The sequence below is a fragment of the Polaromonas sp. genome (genome assembly GCF_039932935.1).
Lineage (GTDB): Bacteria > Pseudomonadota > Gammaproteobacteria > Burkholderiales > Burkholderiaceae_C > Polaromonas.
Genome location: NZ_JBDTPB010000137.1, coordinates 1 through 16,666 on the forward strand (window position 1 = coordinate 1; position 16,666 = coordinate 16,666).

At 56.6% G+C, this 16,666-nt stretch carries 16 protein-coding genes; 4 read left to right on the forward strand and 12 right to left on the reverse strand.

Features of this window, described 5'->3' with window-relative positions; translation table 11 throughout:
- Positions 1-259 precede the first annotated feature (259 nt).
- A complete protein-coding gene (locus ABI546_RS20180) occupies positions 260-742 on the forward strand; it encodes a hypothetical protein (protein ID WP_348049568.1) in 483 nt (160 codons plus the stop codon).
- A gap of 59 nt (positions 743-801) precedes the next feature.
- Here the strand turns inward: ABI546_RS20180 and ABI546_RS20185 are convergent, their stop codons facing one another.
- Both ABI546_RS20185 and rsmI read right to left on the reverse strand, forming a co-directional pair.
- A complete protein-coding gene (locus ABI546_RS20185; protein ID WP_348049570.1) occupies positions 802-2,028 on the reverse strand; it encodes a multidrug effflux MFS transporter in 1,227 nt (408 codons plus the stop codon).
- Positions 2,025-2,873, reverse strand: a complete 849-nt coding sequence (rsmI, locus tag ABI546_RS20190; protein WP_348049660.1) for a 16S rRNA (cytidine(1402)-2'-O)-methyltransferase — start codon at positions 2,871-2,873, stop codon at positions 2,025-2,027. The genes ABI546_RS20185 and rsmI overlap by 4 nt, the downstream gene beginning before the upstream one ends.
- A 50-nt stretch (positions 2,874-2,923) precedes the next feature.
- Between rsmI and ABI546_RS20195 the strand changes: the two genes are divergently transcribed.
- Positions 2,924-3,379, forward strand: coding sequence for a YraN family protein (locus tag ABI546_RS20195; protein ID WP_348049572.1), 456 nt, complete (start codon positions 2,924-2,926; stop codon positions 3,377-3,379).
- 260 nt (positions 3,380-3,639) lie between these two features.
- On the opposite strand, the gene ABI546_RS20200 is transcribed toward ABI546_RS20195, so the two are convergent.
- From ABI546_RS20200 to ABI546_RS20230, 7 genes are all read right to left on the reverse strand, one after another.
- The gene (locus tag ABI546_RS20200; protein ID WP_348049574.1) at positions 3,640-4,731 is read right to left on the reverse strand and encodes a hypothetical protein; all 1,092 of its coding nucleotides are present in this window, start codon (positions 4,729-4,731) and stop codon (positions 3,640-3,642) included.
- Positions 4,728-5,498, reverse strand: a complete 771-nt coding sequence (locus tag ABI546_RS20205; RefSeq protein ID WP_348049576.1) for a hypothetical protein — start codon at positions 5,496-5,498, stop codon at positions 4,728-4,730. Before ABI546_RS20205 ends, ABI546_RS20200 begins: the two co-directional genes overlap by 4 nt.
- Complete coding sequence (locus tag ABI546_RS20210; protein WP_348049661.1) at positions 5,455-6,789, reverse strand: TniQ family protein; 1,335 nt, start codon at positions 6,787-6,789, stop codon at positions 5,455-5,457. The genes ABI546_RS20205 and ABI546_RS20210 overlap by 44 nt, the downstream gene beginning before the upstream one ends.
- 8 nt (positions 6,790-6,797) lie before the next feature.
- The gene (locus ABI546_RS20215) at positions 6,798-8,039 is read right to left on the reverse strand and encodes an ATP-binding protein (RefSeq protein WP_348049578.1); all 1,242 of its coding nucleotides are present in this window, start codon (positions 8,037-8,039) and stop codon (positions 6,798-6,800) included.
- Positions 8,036-10,297 carry a hypothetical protein gene (locus tag ABI546_RS20220; protein ID WP_348049580.1) on the reverse strand — a complete coding sequence of 754 codons (2,262 nt, stop codon included), beginning with the start codon at positions 10,295-10,297 and terminating at the stop codon, positions 8,036-8,038. Before ABI546_RS20220 ends, ABI546_RS20215 begins: the two co-directional genes overlap by 4 nt.
- A complete protein-coding gene (locus tag ABI546_RS20225; protein ID WP_348049582.1) occupies positions 10,290-11,180 on the reverse strand; it encodes a hypothetical protein in 891 nt (296 codons plus the stop codon). The genes ABI546_RS20220 and ABI546_RS20225 overlap by 8 nt, the downstream gene beginning before the upstream one ends.
- A 282-nt stretch (positions 11,181-11,462) precedes the next feature.
- Positions 11,463-11,921, reverse strand: a complete 459-nt coding sequence (locus ABI546_RS20230) for a hypothetical protein (RefSeq protein WP_348049584.1) — start codon at positions 11,919-11,921, stop codon at positions 11,463-11,465.
- A gap of 239 nt (positions 11,922-12,160) precedes the next feature.
- Here ABI546_RS20230 and ABI546_RS20235 point away from each other — a divergent pair, with 239 nt between their 5' ends.
- The gene (locus ABI546_RS20235; protein ID WP_348049586.1) at positions 12,161-12,649 is read left to right on the forward strand and encodes a hypothetical protein; all 489 of its coding nucleotides are present in this window, start codon (positions 12,161-12,163) and stop codon (positions 12,647-12,649) included.
- A 74-nt stretch (positions 12,650-12,723) separates the two neighbouring features.
- Positions 12,724-13,938 (forward strand): three-Cys-motif partner protein TcmP, encoded by a 1,215-nt coding sequence (gene tcmP, locus ABI546_RS20240; RefSeq protein ID WP_348049589.1) that lies wholly within the window; start codon positions 12,724-12,726, stop codon positions 13,936-13,938.
- Here the strand turns inward: tcmP and ABI546_RS20245 are convergent.
- The 3 genes from ABI546_RS20245 to ABI546_RS20255 form a co-directional block, all read right to left on the reverse strand.
- Positions 13,931-15,220: a three-Cys-motif partner protein TcmP gene (locus ABI546_RS20245; RefSeq protein ID WP_348049591.1), complete on the reverse strand. Its 1,290-nt coding sequence runs from the start codon at positions 15,218-15,220 to the stop codon at positions 13,931-13,933. The genes tcmP and ABI546_RS20245 overlap by 8 nt on opposite strands.
- Positions 15,221-15,293: 73 nt before the next feature.
- Positions 15,294-16,043: a phage Gp37/Gp68 family protein gene (locus ABI546_RS20250; RefSeq protein WP_348049593.1), complete on the reverse strand. Its 750-nt coding sequence runs from the start codon at positions 16,041-16,043 to the stop codon at positions 15,294-15,296.
- Positions 16,040-16,663, reverse strand: coding sequence for a S24 family peptidase (locus ABI546_RS20255; protein WP_348049595.1), 624 nt, complete (start codon positions 16,661-16,663; stop codon positions 16,040-16,042). The genes ABI546_RS20250 and ABI546_RS20255 overlap by 4 nt, the downstream gene beginning before the upstream one ends.
- Between the last annotated feature and the right edge of the window lie 3 nt (positions 16,664-16,666).

Here is a 16,666-nt window from a genome sequence, read left to right on the forward strand (position 1 = left end):
TCCCCGCCAGCCGCACCATATTTGCGTTACCTGGGGTGTTAAAGCACCCTGTCAAGGCAACCAGCGAATCACGCCATCCTTCCTCATTTGTGCCACGTGCACTGCCGAAAAGCTTTCGGCACGCGCGCTGTCTTTGCCGGAGCCCGGGAACGCGCGCGATCTGAATAAAGTAAATTCGACAGCCAGCACTTTGGCGGGAACATTCCGGGGTGCGCGAAAGTCTCATGTTTTCCGATGGCGTCAATATCAGGAGTGCGCGATGAATGGGTTCAGATGGGGTTCAAGTTTTATAGGCGTGGCGTTGTTGGCTGGTTGCGCCTTCACCTCGATCAAGCCGGGCATGACACGTGAAGAGGTCATCGCGCACTACGGCAAACCGTCGCGTGTTGTGGCCCTCGACACAGGAACGCGCCTGCAGTACTCGGGGCAGCCGCTCGGGCGGTTCGCCAACATGGTGGACCTGGACACCGCTGGCCGCGTGGTCAGTGCAAGGCAGGTCCTCACGCCTGCGGAGTTCGCCAGGGTCCAGCCCGGGAAGTGGACACGCTGGGACATGGAGCGTGAGTTTGGCCGGCCGGCAACGATTGACCACGTGGCTTCGTGGCCGGGGGACATCATGACTTACCGCTGGCAAGACAGCGGCGACCAGCCGATGTTTTTCTGGGCCTACCTGGACGGCAACAATGTGGTCCAGCGCGCCGGGCAGGGCATGGAGTTTCCCATGCGGGTCAATGACCGATGAATGAAGGCCGGGGCCGCTGCCTGCTTGTTCCGGCTGCTAACCGGCGCCCGGCGGATCGCTTACTGGGCTGAACTGCCAATGTCCGGCCAGCGGTGATGCAGATAGATCCAGGCGACCAGCCCGATGCACATCATCCCGAGCGACACGGCCGCCAATGCGCGCGTTGAGTGCATGGCCAGCGGTGCAATAACACCGGCTACGATGCCGTTGGCGGTGGACCCCACGAAAGCTTGCAGGGAAGAAGCCATGCCGCGCCGCTCCGGGTAAAGGTCCAGTACCAGTAGCGTCACGACGGGCACCATCAGTGCCCAGCCGAAAGCAAACACGGCGATGGGAAACAGCGACCAGGATGCATGAGGCGTAAACAGCAGGTTGGCAGCGAGGTTCAGCAGTGAAGTGACCAGCATGATGACGAAACCGTGCCGTATTTGTTGTTTGGGCGCGATCTTGCCGGCAAGGCGCCCGCTCAGCCACGCGCCGGACATGATGCCCGAGATGGTGAGCACAAAGAACCAGAAGAACTGGGTGGGCTGCAGCCCCAGGTGTTCTCCCAGGAAGGCCGGTGCCGACAGCACGTACAAAAACATGCCGTTGAAAGGCACACCGCTGGCCAGCGCCAACAGCAGGAAACGTGGGCTCGAGCCCAGTTGCCAGTACCCTCGCATCAGGTGTCTGACTTCAAACGGCTGGCGCTCTTGCGGCGGCAGGGTTTCGGGCAAAAACCGGAAATTGGTGATCCACAGAACCGCGCCGACGCCCGTCAGAAACCAGAAGATGCTGTGCCAGCCAAGATGCACAAACAGCCAGCCACCGACGATGGGCGCCAGCGCCGGCGCCACGCCGAAATAAATGGTGACCTGGCTCATGACCTGCTGGGCTTGCGCCGGTGGGAACATGTCGCGTATGACGGCGCGCGACACCACAATGCCGGCGCCTGTCGACAGGCCTTGCATCGCGCGAAAAAACACCAGCTGCCCAATGCTTTGCGAAAATGCGCAGCCTGCCGACGCCAGAGTGAACAGCGCGATACCCCAAAGCACCACGGGCCGGCGGCCAAAGCTGTCGGCCAAGGCCCCGTGGAAAAGGTTCATGAAGGCGAACCCGAACAGGTAGGCAGACAAGGTCTGCTGCATTTCCACCGGTGAGGCACCCAGCGACTGCGCCATGCCGGAAAACGCGGGAATGTAGGTGTCAATCGAAAACGGCCCAAGCATGCCGAGCACAGCGAGCAGGGCGGCAAGTGTCCAGCGCGGGGCGCGCCAGAGCTGGTCGGCGTTGGGGTTCATTCCTTCTTCAGCTTGAGTGCGGTGTCGTAGAGCTCGTTGCGCCCCACACCGGTGATTTCTGCGGCGACCTTCACCGCGGTCTTGAGCGGCAACTCCGCCAGCAACAGCTGCAGCACCCGCGTACCGTCTTCGGGGCTGTCCGCGACGGCGCAAGGGTGCAGCACCAAGGCAAACTCGCCACGCGTGCGCTGGGCGCCTGCAGCCAGCCAGCCGGCGAAGTCTTGAGCCGGTACGGTCGCAATTTCTTCAAATTGTTTGGTCAGTTCTCGTCCCACGGTGACCAGGCGGTCTTGCAGCACGGCCAGCGCTTTCGCCAGCGCCTCGATGCGGTGTGGCGCTTCCAGAATGACGATGGCCCGGTTGTCGTTCTGCAGCTTCTGGATGGCTTGGTCGCGCTCGCCGGCTTTGCTGGGCAAAAAACCGGCAAACACGAAACTGGTGTCACCGCCCGGGCTGCCAAGTCCGGCCACGCTCAACACTGCCGTGACGCTGCTGGCCCCTGGCAGGGGCATGGCGGTCAGCCCGGCAGCCCGAACGGCGGCCACAAGGCGGGCCCCCGGGTCACTCACCGCCGGCGTGCCGGCATCACTGATGTAAGCCACGCGCTCGCCGCGCTGAAGGCGCTCAATGACCAGGCCCGCGGCTTGCGCCTCGTTGTGTTCGTGAACGGCCAGCAAGGGCTTGTCGATCCCGTATTGCCTCAGCAGGGGCTGCGAGTGCCGTTTGTCTTCGCAGGCGATGGCGTCGACGAGCTGCAGCACTTGCAACGCGCGCAGACTGATGTCGGCCAGGTTCCCGATCGGGGTGGCTACGACGTAGAGTGCACTTTCCGGATAATGCTGCATGCCTGCTGCGGCGCGTGCCGCATCCAGTGCCAGTTCGAAGGAAGCGTTCAATGTGGTTTTCCAAAAAACAGGTTGGCGGGGCGGCGTTGAATGCGCAAGCCTCTGAGGCCCCAGCCTTGCCCGGGCAGGTTACCACCAAGTCGCGGGGAGATGCGGCGGAATCCGCCGCAGAGGCCCACCTGGCCAAGGCTGGACTGGTGCTGGTGACGCGTAATTACCGGACGCCTGGACGCGGCGGCGGCGAGATTGACCTGGTGATGCGCACGTCCGATGGCACGCTCGTTTTTGTAGAGGTGCGCCAGCGTACGGGGGCTACACATGGCGGTGCGGCGGCCAGTATCGGGTTTGCCAAGCAGCGGCGCATCGTCCTGGCCGCGCGTCACTACCTGATGCACCTCGCCAGCCTGCCGCCCTGTCGCTTTGACGTGGTACTGGTTAACGGCGCGCAGGACGGAAAAACCGCACCGGCCATCGAATGGCTGGCGGGTGCCTTCGACGCGTCCTGACCCCTACGGCTAGGAGCCATGGAGTTTGTAACCATTCTTTGCCGGCTGGCAAACCCCTTGGAGCCGACGGCGCAGCTGTGCCTAACAATAAAGATTGATTTCGGGCGCCATATGAATCAACGGGTTACGGCACCCTTTTGCCCGAATTGCTCTTCAAAAAAGTTGATTTTCTAAATCAAACAAAATTGTTAGAAGGGGCCTCTAACGAAGGTAATCGGCCGGAAAAAGAAGACTCTACGGTCAGCGCCATTGGCCAAATATCAAATGGGAAATTGACTGAATGGGATGCCCGTATCCGGATCATTCATGCCAAGTCGCCAAAGACCTCTCGGAGATCCCAGTTTCGCGCATAGCCATGCAGCTATGCTAGCCAGTGCTTCTGCATGTTCTTTTGCCTCTTTGGGCTTCACAGCGCCGTGAGCCACAGTGCTGCGTTCCGCTCTTGCTTTTTTGTACTTAGTCCAAAGTGCCGGATTCTCCTTATCTAGCCTAGGTACGCCAAATGCAGGAAGAATTTCTTTGAAGATGTCTTCGGTTCTTGACCTCTTCGCCATCCAAACTATCTCTGCAATTTGCTCACTGGGCGCACATTTAAAGACGAGCTCCCGAAGCAGCGAATCGCAGACCCCAACTGCTATCAGCAGCGCCTCTGACTCTCGGCGAGCGTGAAGTAGCGGCCACACCAACGAAAAGGTGCTTTCTTGCGCCGTTGGCGGCTGTATTTGCGCAGATTTAAACCTCGCGCCCACTCCAACGCTGGCGCCGTAATGCTCAAATATCGATTGACCGTGGCCGCGAACATCAAAGCCGTACTTTGTCCCCCCTTTTTTGCCTGGAAAGAAAACATAAGCAGCTCCCAGGTTTGCTTCCGACAAGGGATGCAACTGGTAGCGCATGGCAGGTAAAGCTGCCACACGGTACGCCGTAACGATTTCATTCAACAATTCAACAAGGAAGTCAGAATAGAAAGAGAACGGGAGGAGTCCACTTGCTGGCGCTTTAGTTTGAACCTTAAGTGCTGATAGCGTAGGAACTCCGAACCCTCGATCCTTAGATTTAAGAGACAGCTCTTCATATTTGGACTTGACGACAAATCTTGGGAGCCAAGACACTTTATGCGAGCGATCCCGTTTGCCAGCCTTGATAGCGCTAAATCGAAGTTCCTGTTGTTCCTTCTCCGCGAGGTAGTCAACCTCGTAGACTTTAATTATGTCTTGGTGAAGACTGAGCGTAGCAACAACATTGTGGCCACTAGGCGAAGTCCAAATATGCCGCTTCTTGTACTGAACGCCCACGAAGTAAGGTAGCTCAAACCAGATGGTGACCGGCGTTGTGTAAGGGGTGTTATTCATAGATCCTTTGCACCAGACTGTTTGCTGCTGATCCACGTCGAATAATCCAACGCTCTATCCCGATTCTTCTTCACATTGCAGTACCCAACCGCGCAATCGTATAGGGCGATCAACGATGCAAGGGTCTGCGTCAATTCTTCCGACGTGCCTGTAGAGTCGACGGTTCTTTCCAGCGTAAAGCTATGTTCCGGGTCGAACTCATTTTCAAAGTAGAGGTCCATCTTTCTGAAGGCATTGGTACCGCGAAACCCGTCAACATTTGCAAAAGGCGTTGAGGTTCGGAAGCGCAACCCGCTGTCATTCAGCAATCTTTCAATAAACCTGCGATGCCCCGAGAAGAACTCTTGGAAACTTGCACGCTCACGCCTTCCCCACACTGAGAACTCGACTGATAAATAAGGCCCGTGAAGACGATGCCGTATGGCATGGCGCCGGCACAGTAGCAGTCCGACTTGGATGCCCGTCGCATCGTCACCTTTTGGATTCTCCGGCCTCGGAACTTCCTGTGCGGTCTTTTTGTAATAACTCGATTGCGGCCGCAGCCGAAATTCTGCGACCACGATGGCCGGCTCTCGCGTTACTAGGACCTCTTGTTTCGATTCGACAAAAATCCTTTTTGGAAATGTGGCTGTCGCTGCGCGGAGAAGTTTTGACGACAAACCCCACAGAGTTTCAGCGAAAACCGCTGAAGTCTCAATCCAATGCTCATCATTAACCGGTTGGTCAAATGGCAGAAGATGCTCTAGCTGACTTAAGGCTTTGTGCATAAGTAGTTTGGACTGGAAAGAGGGGGCGCTGAGGCCAGCGGCCGGATTTAGTTGGAGGCAGTTGCCTCCAGAGCCATTCCTTGTCATTTAAATCGAGCCAGCGCAAGCTTGCGGAGTCTACCTTGCGAAGGTCTGCTCGGGATGCATGTGGCACCCGCTGCAGGAACCCGCAGACCCATTCGCGCTTTGGAGTGAGGATATCTTTCGTGATCTTCGCATCTCTCAGCGCTTTCAATTCGGGATTGAGGCGCAGAGCCCGGTTGATGCTCGCCGGTGCTCGCCCCCAATTGCGAGCGACCTCAGGGACGCTGATACCGTCCAGCAACGCATCCCAGACATCTTGTGGAAGTAGGTCTAGATGCCCTTGGCCTGAAGCCTCCCAGCGTCCTTCGAGTGTTGCCTGGAGCGAATAGGCTTTTCCCAGCGCAACATTCAACTCCCAAGGATCCATGCAGGCTGCAAATATCACCGCCCAGCGCAAGGGGTGATGGGTACCACGCCCATCCAGAAACTTTAGCCATTGCCCGCTCAACGGCTGAAGGTTATGGCGTAGAAATGGGAGGCTCTTCTCTTTTAACCACGAGGCGGTCGATGCCGAATTGAGAAAGCGCGCTGCGGTGATTGCCCCTATGTTGGCCAGCTTCTCGGCTAACACATGATGTAGCAATGGAGTGCAGATCCGCGGGTGTGACTTAAGTATCCACAGTATCTGCGCCAGGGCCATCCAGCTCACCTGGTCTTCGGAAAATATCACGGGCGTGAGCGTAGGATTCTTATCTACGAAATCATCTGGACGCAACCAGGAGCTGGACTGATATGAATTGAATACAATTTCAAGAAGATCGCGCCCATGGTCCATGCAGACTCTCGCTCCTAGATGGTGTTCGAGCCTCCAGGTTCCACGACCGAGTGCTTCCCGGTCATCCATAACGCACTGAACGCAGAGTCTGAGCTTTCTCGCCTCAGGGTTCGGGAAGCGGATTAAGTTGTTGCGTGGACCTCGGGTGGCAGCTACAAATCGCTTGGCGGCGCTGTCATCCATAAATCTTGCGTGAAATCCGACGATCGTCCTGTCATGGACAATTTCTTCGGCAGTTCCAAACAAGTTGCGCGTAACCTGGCAAAAGTGATCGAGATTTCGCGGAAGTTGCCGATGGGAACTGGCGCGAGGATCCCTGAAGAAGGAAATTCCAGCTCTTTTCCAGCAAGGCCCGCCCCGGAGATGGTGGAGCGCCGAACAGATGGAGTACAGCGTTTCTGTATCTCCGACTGGGGGCAAGAAAGTCAGCATATCCGAGGTCACTTCTTCTCCTTAGCACGGGTGTCCAAAAAATTGCTGAACTGCTTGTCGACTTCTGCGTCCCAGCTATTTCTTCCTTTCGAGCGGAGTGCCCGTAAATCCTTGACGGATTTGCTCAGGATCGCAAAGTCGCTTTGCATAACCTCTTGAAACAAAGCGGAAGACAACGGCACATTCAGCGTCAGGGCAGTTTCCTGCGTCGCGACGTATAAAGATGTCAGCACGCCGGGCACGCCTGCAGTCAGGGTCAACAGTACCTTGCGCATAGCTGTGGTGGGTGCTACCTGCGGCTGACACACCTGGAAGCTGAACAAGTAGTCGATAAGTGCGGTGAAAAAAACGTCGTCGATTGCAAGAGGCGACTCAAGGATCACGGCCGAACGCCGGTTGGCTCGCCGACTGGACTCGAAGCTGGTCTGCAAAACTGTTAGCGCCTCAGGCGTGCCTGACAACAGCAGTGAGCAGCCGATCGTGTTGCTTAGGCCCACCAGCATCGCGACTGACGTTAGCCTGAGCTTGGCATCCGCTTCGCCCCATCGCTGGACATCATCGACGTGAAGCAGGCCCACGCAGTGAATACGAAGGGCGCGTGCAATATGAACCTTCATGGATTCGGCCGATAACCCTTCCAGGGCGTCCTGATAGCGGGCCGACCCGGACAACCCCAGTGCTTTGTCCAAGGCTTGGCCAACATTGAGCATGAAGCCCTTTGGAGAGCCGCCTACAGGCGCATCCACCGACAGCCAGACAACCTGCTTTTGAATAAATGGCTTGCCGTTGTATGCGGTGTGCTCGATGACCCGCGGCAATAACTCGGCGATGGATCTGATCAGAGTAGTCTTACCCATCCCGCTCCAGGCCAGCAGTGTCATTGCGTCGCTTTGAAACTCGCGCTTTTCATTTCTTAGAATAAGCTCCTTGTCGATCTCGTTGACGCTGCGTACAAAGTCAACGCTGAGGGGGTTTATCCGCGCGTACGTGTTGTGGATCATGCTGAAAATCCGAGTGGTGACGATCGGACTTTCTGGTCGAGGTACGTTGATGTCCAAAAGGGAAGAAATTTCATAGAAGCTCGAGGCGCACCCGGCGCGTTCTAGTGAGAAATCGCCACGAGGCGGTTTGAGGAGCGCGCCGACGAGGCCGCCATCCGAAGGCAGCGGCGGTAGCGCCTCCGATAATGGGTTGCCGACACAGAAAGACGGGACAGACGAGGCGTTGTAGACGGTGATATTGGTATTCATTTCGGTGCTTCCTTGGAAAGATTGGCCAGGCCGGCGAGAAAGTTGCGGCTGGCGAGTGAAGATGCAAGATTGCGAGCCTCGGCGGCGGCAGGCGTTGGCATGGATGACGGACAGCTTTGGGCGTTGTTGATCTCGGCGGCACGGTTGGCGTCAAGCCCGGCGAGAAACGACGCGTTGGACTGAGGGTTCGCCACCTTGGCCTGTTTGGTGAGATGCTTGGCTTGGACGACAACCTTGTCCGCGTGGTGCAACAACGTGGTTTCCAGGTTTTCGGTCTTCTTGAGATGGATCTGTTGCGCGGCTTGCAAGTGCGCTTGGTACTCTTCGATGTCACGTTCGGTGCCGTCAATCGGCATATCGTGCATGTGCACCGGGCGCAATATTTGTTCGCCGTGCAAGCGTACAAAACCCTCCTTTGGGTTGTGAGGATCACGGTACAGTTGCGCCTCCTGATGGATCAAACCGGAGAGCGTAATGTCAGGTTGCTTCATCCAATCGCCTACCCAGCGGAGGCGATCCAACTCAATGCCAGCGCCCGCGACCCGACAGTCGTGAGGCTCAAGCAGGCGGACAATCATCTCGTCCTGGGGAAAGTAACGCGGTGACCCGTGAAGATTCTGCAACCCCCAGTTGTAGTAGCCAACTGGGCCGGGAGACACCTCATCCTCAAAAACCTCAGGTGGGAGAAAGGCGGTGGTACTGCCTCGTTGATTCCACAACAGGACGCCGTACAGGATGATCTTGATGAATTCGTCCAGAGTCAGTACTGCGTCCAGTCTGACGTCACGTTCACCTCGTTCACGCGCGCGTCCGCGCGTTGAGCCCGGCAGCCAGTGGATGCTGATGTCGTTCGTGGTTCTAAACAGCCGCTCGACAATGCCTTTCCACGCTGCTTGATACGGGGGCGGATATCCCATGTTGAACGACAGATCATTTGACATGGCGCGGCCGGCAATGGAATGGAGTTCGGCGCGATCCGACAGAACCTCATGAGGGTGGGGTGCGCACGGAAAAAGAGGCGCGTAGGCACCCAGACCATACCGATTCAGCCACGCGGTCTTGTCCGACATCGCGTTATAAAGCGCAATTTTGGCCTCCACGCCGGAAGGTGATCGAAGGCCAATGTGAAGCCCGACGATCGTTGACGTGAGTGCGTCCACCACAAAATACAGGATGGGGCGGCCAATCAACTTCGCACGATCAAAACAGCAGACGAGATGGACATCCGCAACCGTGCTGTCGATGAGCAAGGTATGGCCTGGGCACAGGATGTGTGATCGCGCATTGCCGATGTGGATGCGCATGGCCCGGAGCGTGATTGCCTCAATGGTCTGGGCTTTCAGCCGGTCATGTATGGCCGGTATAAGTTTCTGAAGGTGATACGTGAATTGGGAATAGGTGATGTACTCCTCTTCAGGAAGCATTTCCCTCACGATATTGCCATTGTCCAGCGCATGAATTTGCCGAACGGCGAATCGCTGTTTGAAATCTCGATAGTTCGTTTTTTTTGAATTTTCAGGCCTATAGCCGCTCTGGATGAAGGTTGCAATATCGCGACGGTGCTGATCGTCGGTATTGAGGCCCCTCCACATGGCGCCAAGTTCGTTCTTGACCATCTTCAATGGCCGTCCCTGCTTTTTCTCGTAGCTGCGGTTTTTCTGTTTCCCCGCGCGTGAGTAGCCTCTGGCCGCGGCCCTTTCGGGATCTAACCCAACGTCCAGAAGCCGATAGAACAAGCGTTTGACCTGCTGGCGCGCTACCCCGTGTTCGGTTGCCAGCGCATATAACGGTTTGTGCGATTTCTCAATCAATACTTCGTGGAGAACTTCTTGATGGCACATCGCCCTCAGGAGCACGAGTCGCTTATTGGGCTTTAGCTCTACGGCTGTACCGTTGGGGTCTCGCGCGGCTTTATCTCGCTTGGCTGCCTTTTTTGAGCTCTCCTTCGCCGTCGACAGGCGTTTGACCGGCTCGATGAGGCTTAATCTTGAAGACTGCCGTTCGAGGGTTTTGAGGTCTGTAACCCGTACAGAGCTGATAAGGTCTTCCCGGATTCTCCCGGCCGAGGAAACCGGTATGCCGTCGGACCCAAGGGTCTTTGTGGTAAGTCGTTTGAAAACATGTCTGTCGTTGTCCGGATTGATATAGACCAATCGGTGAGCACCGTCGGGCAAGAGATTCGAGCCAGAAACTGAAATAGCATCGCGGACCATCAGCTTCAGAACCGCTGGCGCCGGAGGGTCTTGGGTGTCAGTCATGCTGCGCCACTTTGCTTTTGAAGAAGCGCTGCAGCCGTGTATGTGGACAGGGGTCATCAACCACCGTGAAGTCCCAAGGCCGGTTCAACGGGCGCAACATGGATGAGTTGACAGTAACGGCAATCTGACCGGCGAAAACGCCCGCCTTAAATTCGTCGAAGGTATCAGGTAGCCCGTCGATGCCGCGCCATTTGATGAGTTCAGCCTGCAGCTTGTTATGCGGCTCGCAACTTTTCAGGAAGTCCAGAAATTCCGCTGACGCTCCGTCTGGATGAGTTCGTCGGCTTGGAAAGGCCCAGAGCAAAAGGTCTATCAACGGTAGGTGGATGTCCTTGTCCGTCAGGACATAGTGCTTGATGCCTCGCTCAGTCCAATAGCGTGTATGCAGCTTCAAAAGATCCAGTTGACGGCCAAAACGAGGGACGTCCTTTTCATACCGGATAAAAATTGCGAAATGAGTCCACGGGTCAATCACCAGTAGATCGGTGGTCTGGACTCGGGGCACGTCGATCGTGATTTGCGGATGCTTGATGGACAGCGCTTGCGCGGCGGAGAGGGTTCCCAAGCCTTCCCAATTCCTACCCGGGAAGTCGGCATCATCATCTTCGAGGCCCAAAGGAAATTGCTCACGGATCTCCACTGCGCCCAAGTGCAGAAGCATCAGGAAAATGAAGTACTCCAACCAGGACAGGAAGTGGTGCTGCCGCCCCGACACTGGATCCTTCACTACTTCCGAGCGCCCGTGGGACGGGAAGTCTCCTCTCCCTACCTGGATAAACGGACTGAATTGGTCTTCTTCTCCTAGGCCGCGCCCTTTCCTCATGGCCCGTTTCTGTCGCTCCAAATCCTTGTTGGGCTTCTTGTATTTCGCTTGCTCAAACATGCTGTTCACTCCACAAAAACACCTCTCGCGAGGCTTAATGCGGCCGATTTCGGCAAGGCTCCGCCCAGATGCCGGTTTGCGATGTCGCAATTCGGCAACGACTATTGGGCAACTGAGTGGAACCTAGGGCAACCTAGAACAGCATGCGCGCTTCATTCCCCCACGAGTTTGACGAGGAAATCTGCGGTCAATAAGATGAGTACATCCTCTGTGGATGCAGCTCTCGAAAGGTCCTGACCTCGGTCTTCACACCTGGTCAGGACCTGCTGTTATCGGCGCTGCTTATTGCGGCCGCTCCTTTCCCAGGTCGAGCGCCTCCTCTGCGCTTTCCTGAAAATCCTTGTCGGCCGACCGCTCCACCAGATAACGTGCAACGTTTTGCGCAAGCGCAAACTTTCCACGCCGGCTCGGCATATCGGTAATGGCGAGCCGAAGGTGTCCGCGCTCAAGACTTCTCTCCAGAGCGTCCTTGCTTGGGAATTTCAAGGTGGCGACCAACGCATTAATATCGAGAACAGGGCCGTAGCGATCCATCAGGTGCGCCGCGATGGAGCGCTCCATTTCCCGCAACCGAAGGTTTTCAAGTTCGGCCTTGGTCTGCACAGGTTCGGCCTCTTTGGAGGCATCTACATTGCTCATCCGCTCATCATGAGCAGCCTTCCAATTCGGTGCAAGTCCTCCGCGGACGCCTCGAAATTGAAGGAAAATTTCTGCAGAAATGTAGTTGGCGGAACTTTGCAACGCGCGCTTGTGTAAACTTCAAAGTCGTTCAATATTGAATAAAGTTCATTCAAATTTGAATGAACTCCGTAATTTATTCCGGGTAAAAATAATTTTGAAACCGTCGCCGGAGTACAACGTGGTCTCACCTGTTGCCAATTTGCGGCTCATAGTTGTATGAAGCCGTGCGTCTAACAGATCTTCTTGTATTGGGCGATATCGCTAGCAGTCTCGTGGGGGAGGCATGCCGCAGCCTGGACATGAATCAAACAGAGATTCAGGTCTGTTGGATATTGGCGGAGCCGGCGGAGGGCGCGGTCCGGCCGCGCACCCCGCAGGCCTTGGGCCAGTTAGCGGGCAAACTTTGTATTCCCGACAGCCGGATTGCGAACCAGCTACCTAAGCTTGTCAAACGTGGTTTTATCTCGCGGGTCGATCAGGTTCCTGGACGCGCGGCCAGTGATGGGCGATTGAAGTTTTATTGCTTGACCCCCGAGGGTTGTTCTCAAGTCGACAAGTTTCTTCAACAGATCGCCCCTATCGAGCAGGTGCTGTACTGGATAACCTCGCAGAAAACCGACGAGGCTATTGCCGACTATGTTCGGCATCTTCGGGGAGGGCTGAGTGCTAATGCGTTTGATAGCTTGAATCAGTTGGAGGCGGCAATACTGGGCGGGGCGCTTCCTGCGCAGCGGAAGCTTCCGCTCCCTCTTTGGGAGCTGCTGGCGCCCTCGACAGGCCGCCGATAAACCTGCGGCTTGTTAATGAACTGAAGCCATGGATGTGGCTTAATGTTTCAGGGGTGAACCTCGGGGGAGAACAAATGACAAAAAATGCGATCTTGGTGCCTGCGATCTACGATGGCCGCGAGCAGGCCTGGATCAAGCACCAATTGCTTGAGAGCTACCTGGAAAAGTTGCTGCTGATCATAGGAATGGCTGCTCGGTCCCAAGGCAAGGTCGAGATTTGCTACGTCGACTGCTTTGCTGGTCCTTGGGGGGACGACTCGGAGCAAATGGAGGGCACCTCCATCGCCATCTCTATGCGCACCATGGCCATGTGCAAGCAGAAGCTGGCCAAGCTCGGTGTCGACGCGACCATGCGCGCGTTGTACATCGAATTGGACAAGCGGGCCTTCGGGCGGTTATCCGACTACCTGCAAAAGGCGACACCTGCAGGCGTCGATGCCCAGTGCAAGGAAGGCGACTTCCTCGCCCTTCGTCAGGACATCCTCAAATGGTGCGGGAACACAGCATTTGCGTTCTTCTTCATCGACCCCAAGGGCTGGAAAACGGTTGGCGTTCCAAACCTGCGCACACTTCTCGCTCGGCCACGGTCGGAATTTCTGATCAATTTCATGTACGACTTTATCAACCGCACCGCAGCGATGCGCGAGTGGCAGAATGAAATCGCCGAGTTTCTCGATCAGCCAGTTGAGGTTGTCCAGGGGTTGGAAGGAGCGGCCCCCCAGATCCGGGAGATGGCGCTACTTAGCACCTACCGCGCGGGCATCAAGAACGCCCTACCACCTCAACGGGCCAGGTTTGGGCCGAGAACGGCCTATGTGCGTGTGATGGACAGAGACAGGGAGCGCGCCAAGTACCACCTGGTCTACCTGACTACCCACCCCGTGGGCATCATTGAGTTCATGCAAATATCGCAGGGTGTCGAGCTTATTCAGAAGCGCGTCCGCGCCGCCAAGAAGGTCGAGATCCGGCAGCAGCAAAGTGGGATGAACGACATGTTCGCTGATATGAACGACGACCTGAACGACGATAGCGAGCAAGCCAGCCCAGAGGTTGTGGATCAGTTCTGGCTGGGTTACTTGTCGACCAATCCCACGGTAGTGGACGAGGGCGCTTTTGCCGATATCTTGGAGCGGCAGGGGTGGACACCCAACGACCTGCAGGCGTCGTTGGCTCGCTTGATCAAAGCGGGCAAAGTCAGCAATGTCAATTCGACCAGCCTCCGGCCAAAGCACCCACTGCACTACGAGAAAAAGGAACAGCTCGTCCTGACGCCCCCTGGCCTCAACTGAGGAAGATCAGTGGCCTCTGTTTAGCCTGAAGCCGATCGCCCGGTTTGATGGAGCTCCCCTTGGTGCGGGTCTTGCCATCTGCAGACATCACCAACAACTCGCCGGCCCGGACAGCTTCGTCGAGCGAGTCCCTGATCATGCCGGCCGTCGCCGGCGTCAGGCTGCCAATCAACTCGGTGAGCTGTCGGAACTCAATAGGATCACTGCGGTCGAATAGCAGAGGTACGAGCTTTTCGCCAAGCCCTCTTTTGCATTTATCGGAGGCAATCGCATCGAAATAATGAGCCTCGCCCAGCTCAATGTCATGTTGCTTGGTGGCGGCCTTGTCGCTTCCAGCGCGGTAGCCTAGGGTGAACAGGTCGGGCTCTAAATAATGCGAGAAATGATTGGCCATCTCCCAGTGCAACTCCATCATGACGTCGCGCGCCTTGTAATTCTTGGACAAGTGGACCAGCCAGTACGTCCAGGACGAGTTGCCCATGGGCGTAATGTAGAAGATGGTGGAATGGGTGGCACCGCTGCTTTCGATCAGGCCCTTGGCCAAGTTGCGCTGGATGGCCGAGCGCCAGACCGCCGGTGGCGCGCCCCTCAGCGATTCGAGGGATGCCCAGTCAATGTGGGCGTCCAGGCCGAGCTCTTCCATCTTTTTTCGGCTTTGAGAGTTGTCTGCCAAGAATGAAATCAGCGAGTCCACGCCAAAGGTCAGGATCACCTCGGGCTTCTCCACCTCGGTGAAAATCTTTCTAATCAGTGGAGCCGGCACTTTGTCATAGGAGTACTGATCAAGCAAGAAGACCGCGCGTCCCCCACCTTGTCGTTGGATGATGTCCTGATTGATCTTGTGAACGAGGGCGTCAAAGGCGCCTGGAACCGAGATGATGTCCTTTCCCAACCGTGCATCGCCGTATTTCGTAGCCAGCAGTGCGTTCAGGTAAGCATGTGTGGATGGATGTTGCTCCACGAAGTAGTACTTGGCGTCTACCTTGCGAGGCTTTTCCCTACCGATGTTGAGCAAAGCCTCTTGCTCGGTGACGGTGTCGACCACGATCTGCGGGGAACCCGGGCTGTGCCCCTTGCCGTCCGGCGCAATGTACTCGCCACCACCGGCAAAGCCGTCGACGATGGACAGCACCAATCTCTCGATGTTGTAGTTGCTCATCAGCACCTTGATATAGCGTCCAAGATACTCTCGGACGATTTGGTGCTTGACAAGGCTATGGTGGTCTATGGAGGGTGGCGCGGCACCAATCCGCCATTTGTACTTGTCTCCCCGCTTTGTCATGTAGTTGTAGTTGAGTCTAAGAAGCTCCTATGCTAGTACAACTGACGCTAATTTCAAGGCAGGCGCGGCAGCGTCAGGCCAGCGCCATCATTTGCGCTGGCATTTGGTCCCAGGTTCGACCATTCAGCAGCCGCCCGTTGGCGGACTTGGCGCGGCGCTTGCCATCGGCACCCCAGCCACCCCACTGCTTGAAGAAAAAGGCAACACTCTGCTCTTCGCATTGCTCGCGGACGGACTCGGCCCATTCAGGCTTCATGGGCCTGGCCTTCGGGCCGGATTCGCCGCCGACGATCACCCAATGGATGTCGGTCAAGTCCAGTTCGCCCACATCTTCCAACAACGGTTCTACAGAGAGGAAGCGGATGTGTGCCGGCACCTTACGAAGATGGTCAATGCGCGGCACGCCGTGCTTCTTGTTTTCCACAGAGACGCCCAGCCAAGCATTTTTTGGAACCTCCCGGGTTTTGAAGAAGCGCGCCATGCGAGCCGCGCGCTTGGTCAAGATCTGGTAAGTATGACGCGGTGTTTTGTGGATGACCTCAAAGACCTTTTCGATGTACTCGTCGGGGATTCGGTCATGGAACAGATCAGACATCGAATTGACAAAGTACGTGGTCGGCTTGTTGCGCAGTATCGGATCGTTCAGCCGCTGCGGCAGCATGGTGAGCTGGAAGCCGTTTTCATAGCCAGGCGTGCCCATGGCTTGCAGCCGGTGCGCCATGCTCTCGGCGTAGCAATTCTTGCAGCCTCCGGATATTTTGGTGCAGCCAACCGTTGGGTTCCAGGTCTGCTCAGTCCATTCGATTTTGCTGGTCGTAGTCATGAAGTGCTCCTTCCTTGTGCATTGGTGGGCCAATGGCTGCGCGCCAGGCCCCGAAAAACCCCGTAGATCTCTAAATCCAATTGAGGACGGATTGGTTTGTGTTCCGGGTTGTGCGGGATTAATACCGGCCGCTTACCCTCGTACCGTAGCTCCTTGAGCGTGTAGGCGCCGTCGACGAAGGCCACTACAAACTGCCCCTCCCGGGCTTGCTTCGTGCGCTCGATGATGGCTAAGTCCCCATCCAGAATGCCGGCGTCCCGCATCGAGTCTCCCTTGACTTTGAGCAGTACTGTCTTCGATGGACGCCTGATCAGAAAGCTATCCAGCGTCATCGCGTCCGACCACGACTGAGGCTCGACAGCGTCCGGCGTGCCGGCACGCACGCTGGTCTCCATCACCGGCAATGCAAAGAAGCGATCCGTCGGCAGCACCTTACCATCTGGTCCCTTACGCAAAACACCGGCCAAACACAAACGGTCGCACAGCTTCAAAGCCGCGTTGGCCGAGCTGAATCCCAGGACCTCAGCCATCCGGGCCAGTGAACTGGGCAATGCGCGGTCAACTGCATACAGGTCGCGCAGCTTCAAGAGATGCTGGTGGTCGGTGTTAGCTTTGCCCATTGA

What these genes read in the sequence shown, in the direction of transcription:
- ABI546_RS20180 (WP_348049568.1), top strand. Translation starts at nt 260, where the DNA reads ATGAATGGGTTCAGATGGGGTTCAAGTTTTATAGGCGTGGCGTTGTTG.
- ABI546_RS20185 (WP_348049570.1), bottom strand. Translation starts at nt 2,028, where the DNA reads ATGAACCCCAACGCCGACCAGCTCTGGCGCGCCCCGCGCTGGACACTT.
- rsmI (WP_348049660.1), bottom strand. Translation starts at nt 2,873, where the DNA reads ATGCAGCATTATCCGGAAAGTGCACTCTACGTCGTAGCCACCCCGATC.
- ABI546_RS20195 (WP_348049572.1), top strand. Translation starts at nt 2,924, where the DNA reads ATGTGGTTTTCCAAAAAACAGGTTGGCGGGGCGGCGTTGAATGCGCAA.
- ABI546_RS20200 (WP_348049574.1), bottom strand. Translation starts at nt 4,731, where the DNA reads ATGAATAACACCCCTTACACAACGCCGGTCACCATCTGGTTTGAGCTA.
- ABI546_RS20205 (WP_348049576.1), bottom strand. Translation starts at nt 5,498, where the DNA reads ATGCACAAAGCCTTAAGTCAGCTAGAGCATCTTCTGCCATTTGACCAA.
- ABI546_RS20210 (WP_348049661.1), bottom strand. Translation starts at nt 6,789, where the DNA reads ATGCTGACTTTCTTGCCCCCAGTCGGAGATACAGAAACGCTGTACTCC.
- ABI546_RS20215 (WP_348049578.1), bottom strand. Translation starts at nt 8,039, where the DNA reads ATGAATACCAATATCACCGTCTACAACGCCTCGTCTGTCCCGTCTTTC.
- ABI546_RS20220 (WP_348049580.1), bottom strand. Translation starts at nt 10,297, where the DNA reads ATGACTGACACCCAAGACCCTCCGGCGCCAGCGGTTCTGAAGCTGATG.
- ABI546_RS20225 (WP_348049582.1), bottom strand. Translation starts at nt 11,180, where the DNA reads ATGTTTGAGCAAGCGAAATACAAGAAGCCCAACAAGGATTTGGAGCGA.
- ABI546_RS20235 (WP_348049586.1), top strand. Translation starts at nt 12,161, where the DNA reads ATGAATCAAACAGAGATTCAGGTCTGTTGGATATTGGCGGAGCCGGCG.
- tcmP (WP_348049589.1), top strand. Translation starts at nt 12,724, where the DNA reads ATGACAAAAAATGCGATCTTGGTGCCTGCGATCTACGATGGCCGCGAG.
- ABI546_RS20245 (WP_348049591.1), bottom strand. Translation starts at nt 15,220, where the DNA reads ATGACAAAGCGGGGAGACAAGTACAAATGGCGGATTGGTGCCGCGCCA.
- ABI546_RS20250 (WP_348049593.1), bottom strand. Translation starts at nt 16,043, where the DNA reads ATGACTACGACCAGCAAAATCGAATGGACTGAGCAGACCTGGAACCCA.
- ABI546_RS20255 (WP_348049595.1), bottom strand. Translation starts at nt 16,663, where the DNA reads ATGGGCAAAGCTAACACCGACCACCAGCATCTCTTGAAGCTGCGCGAC.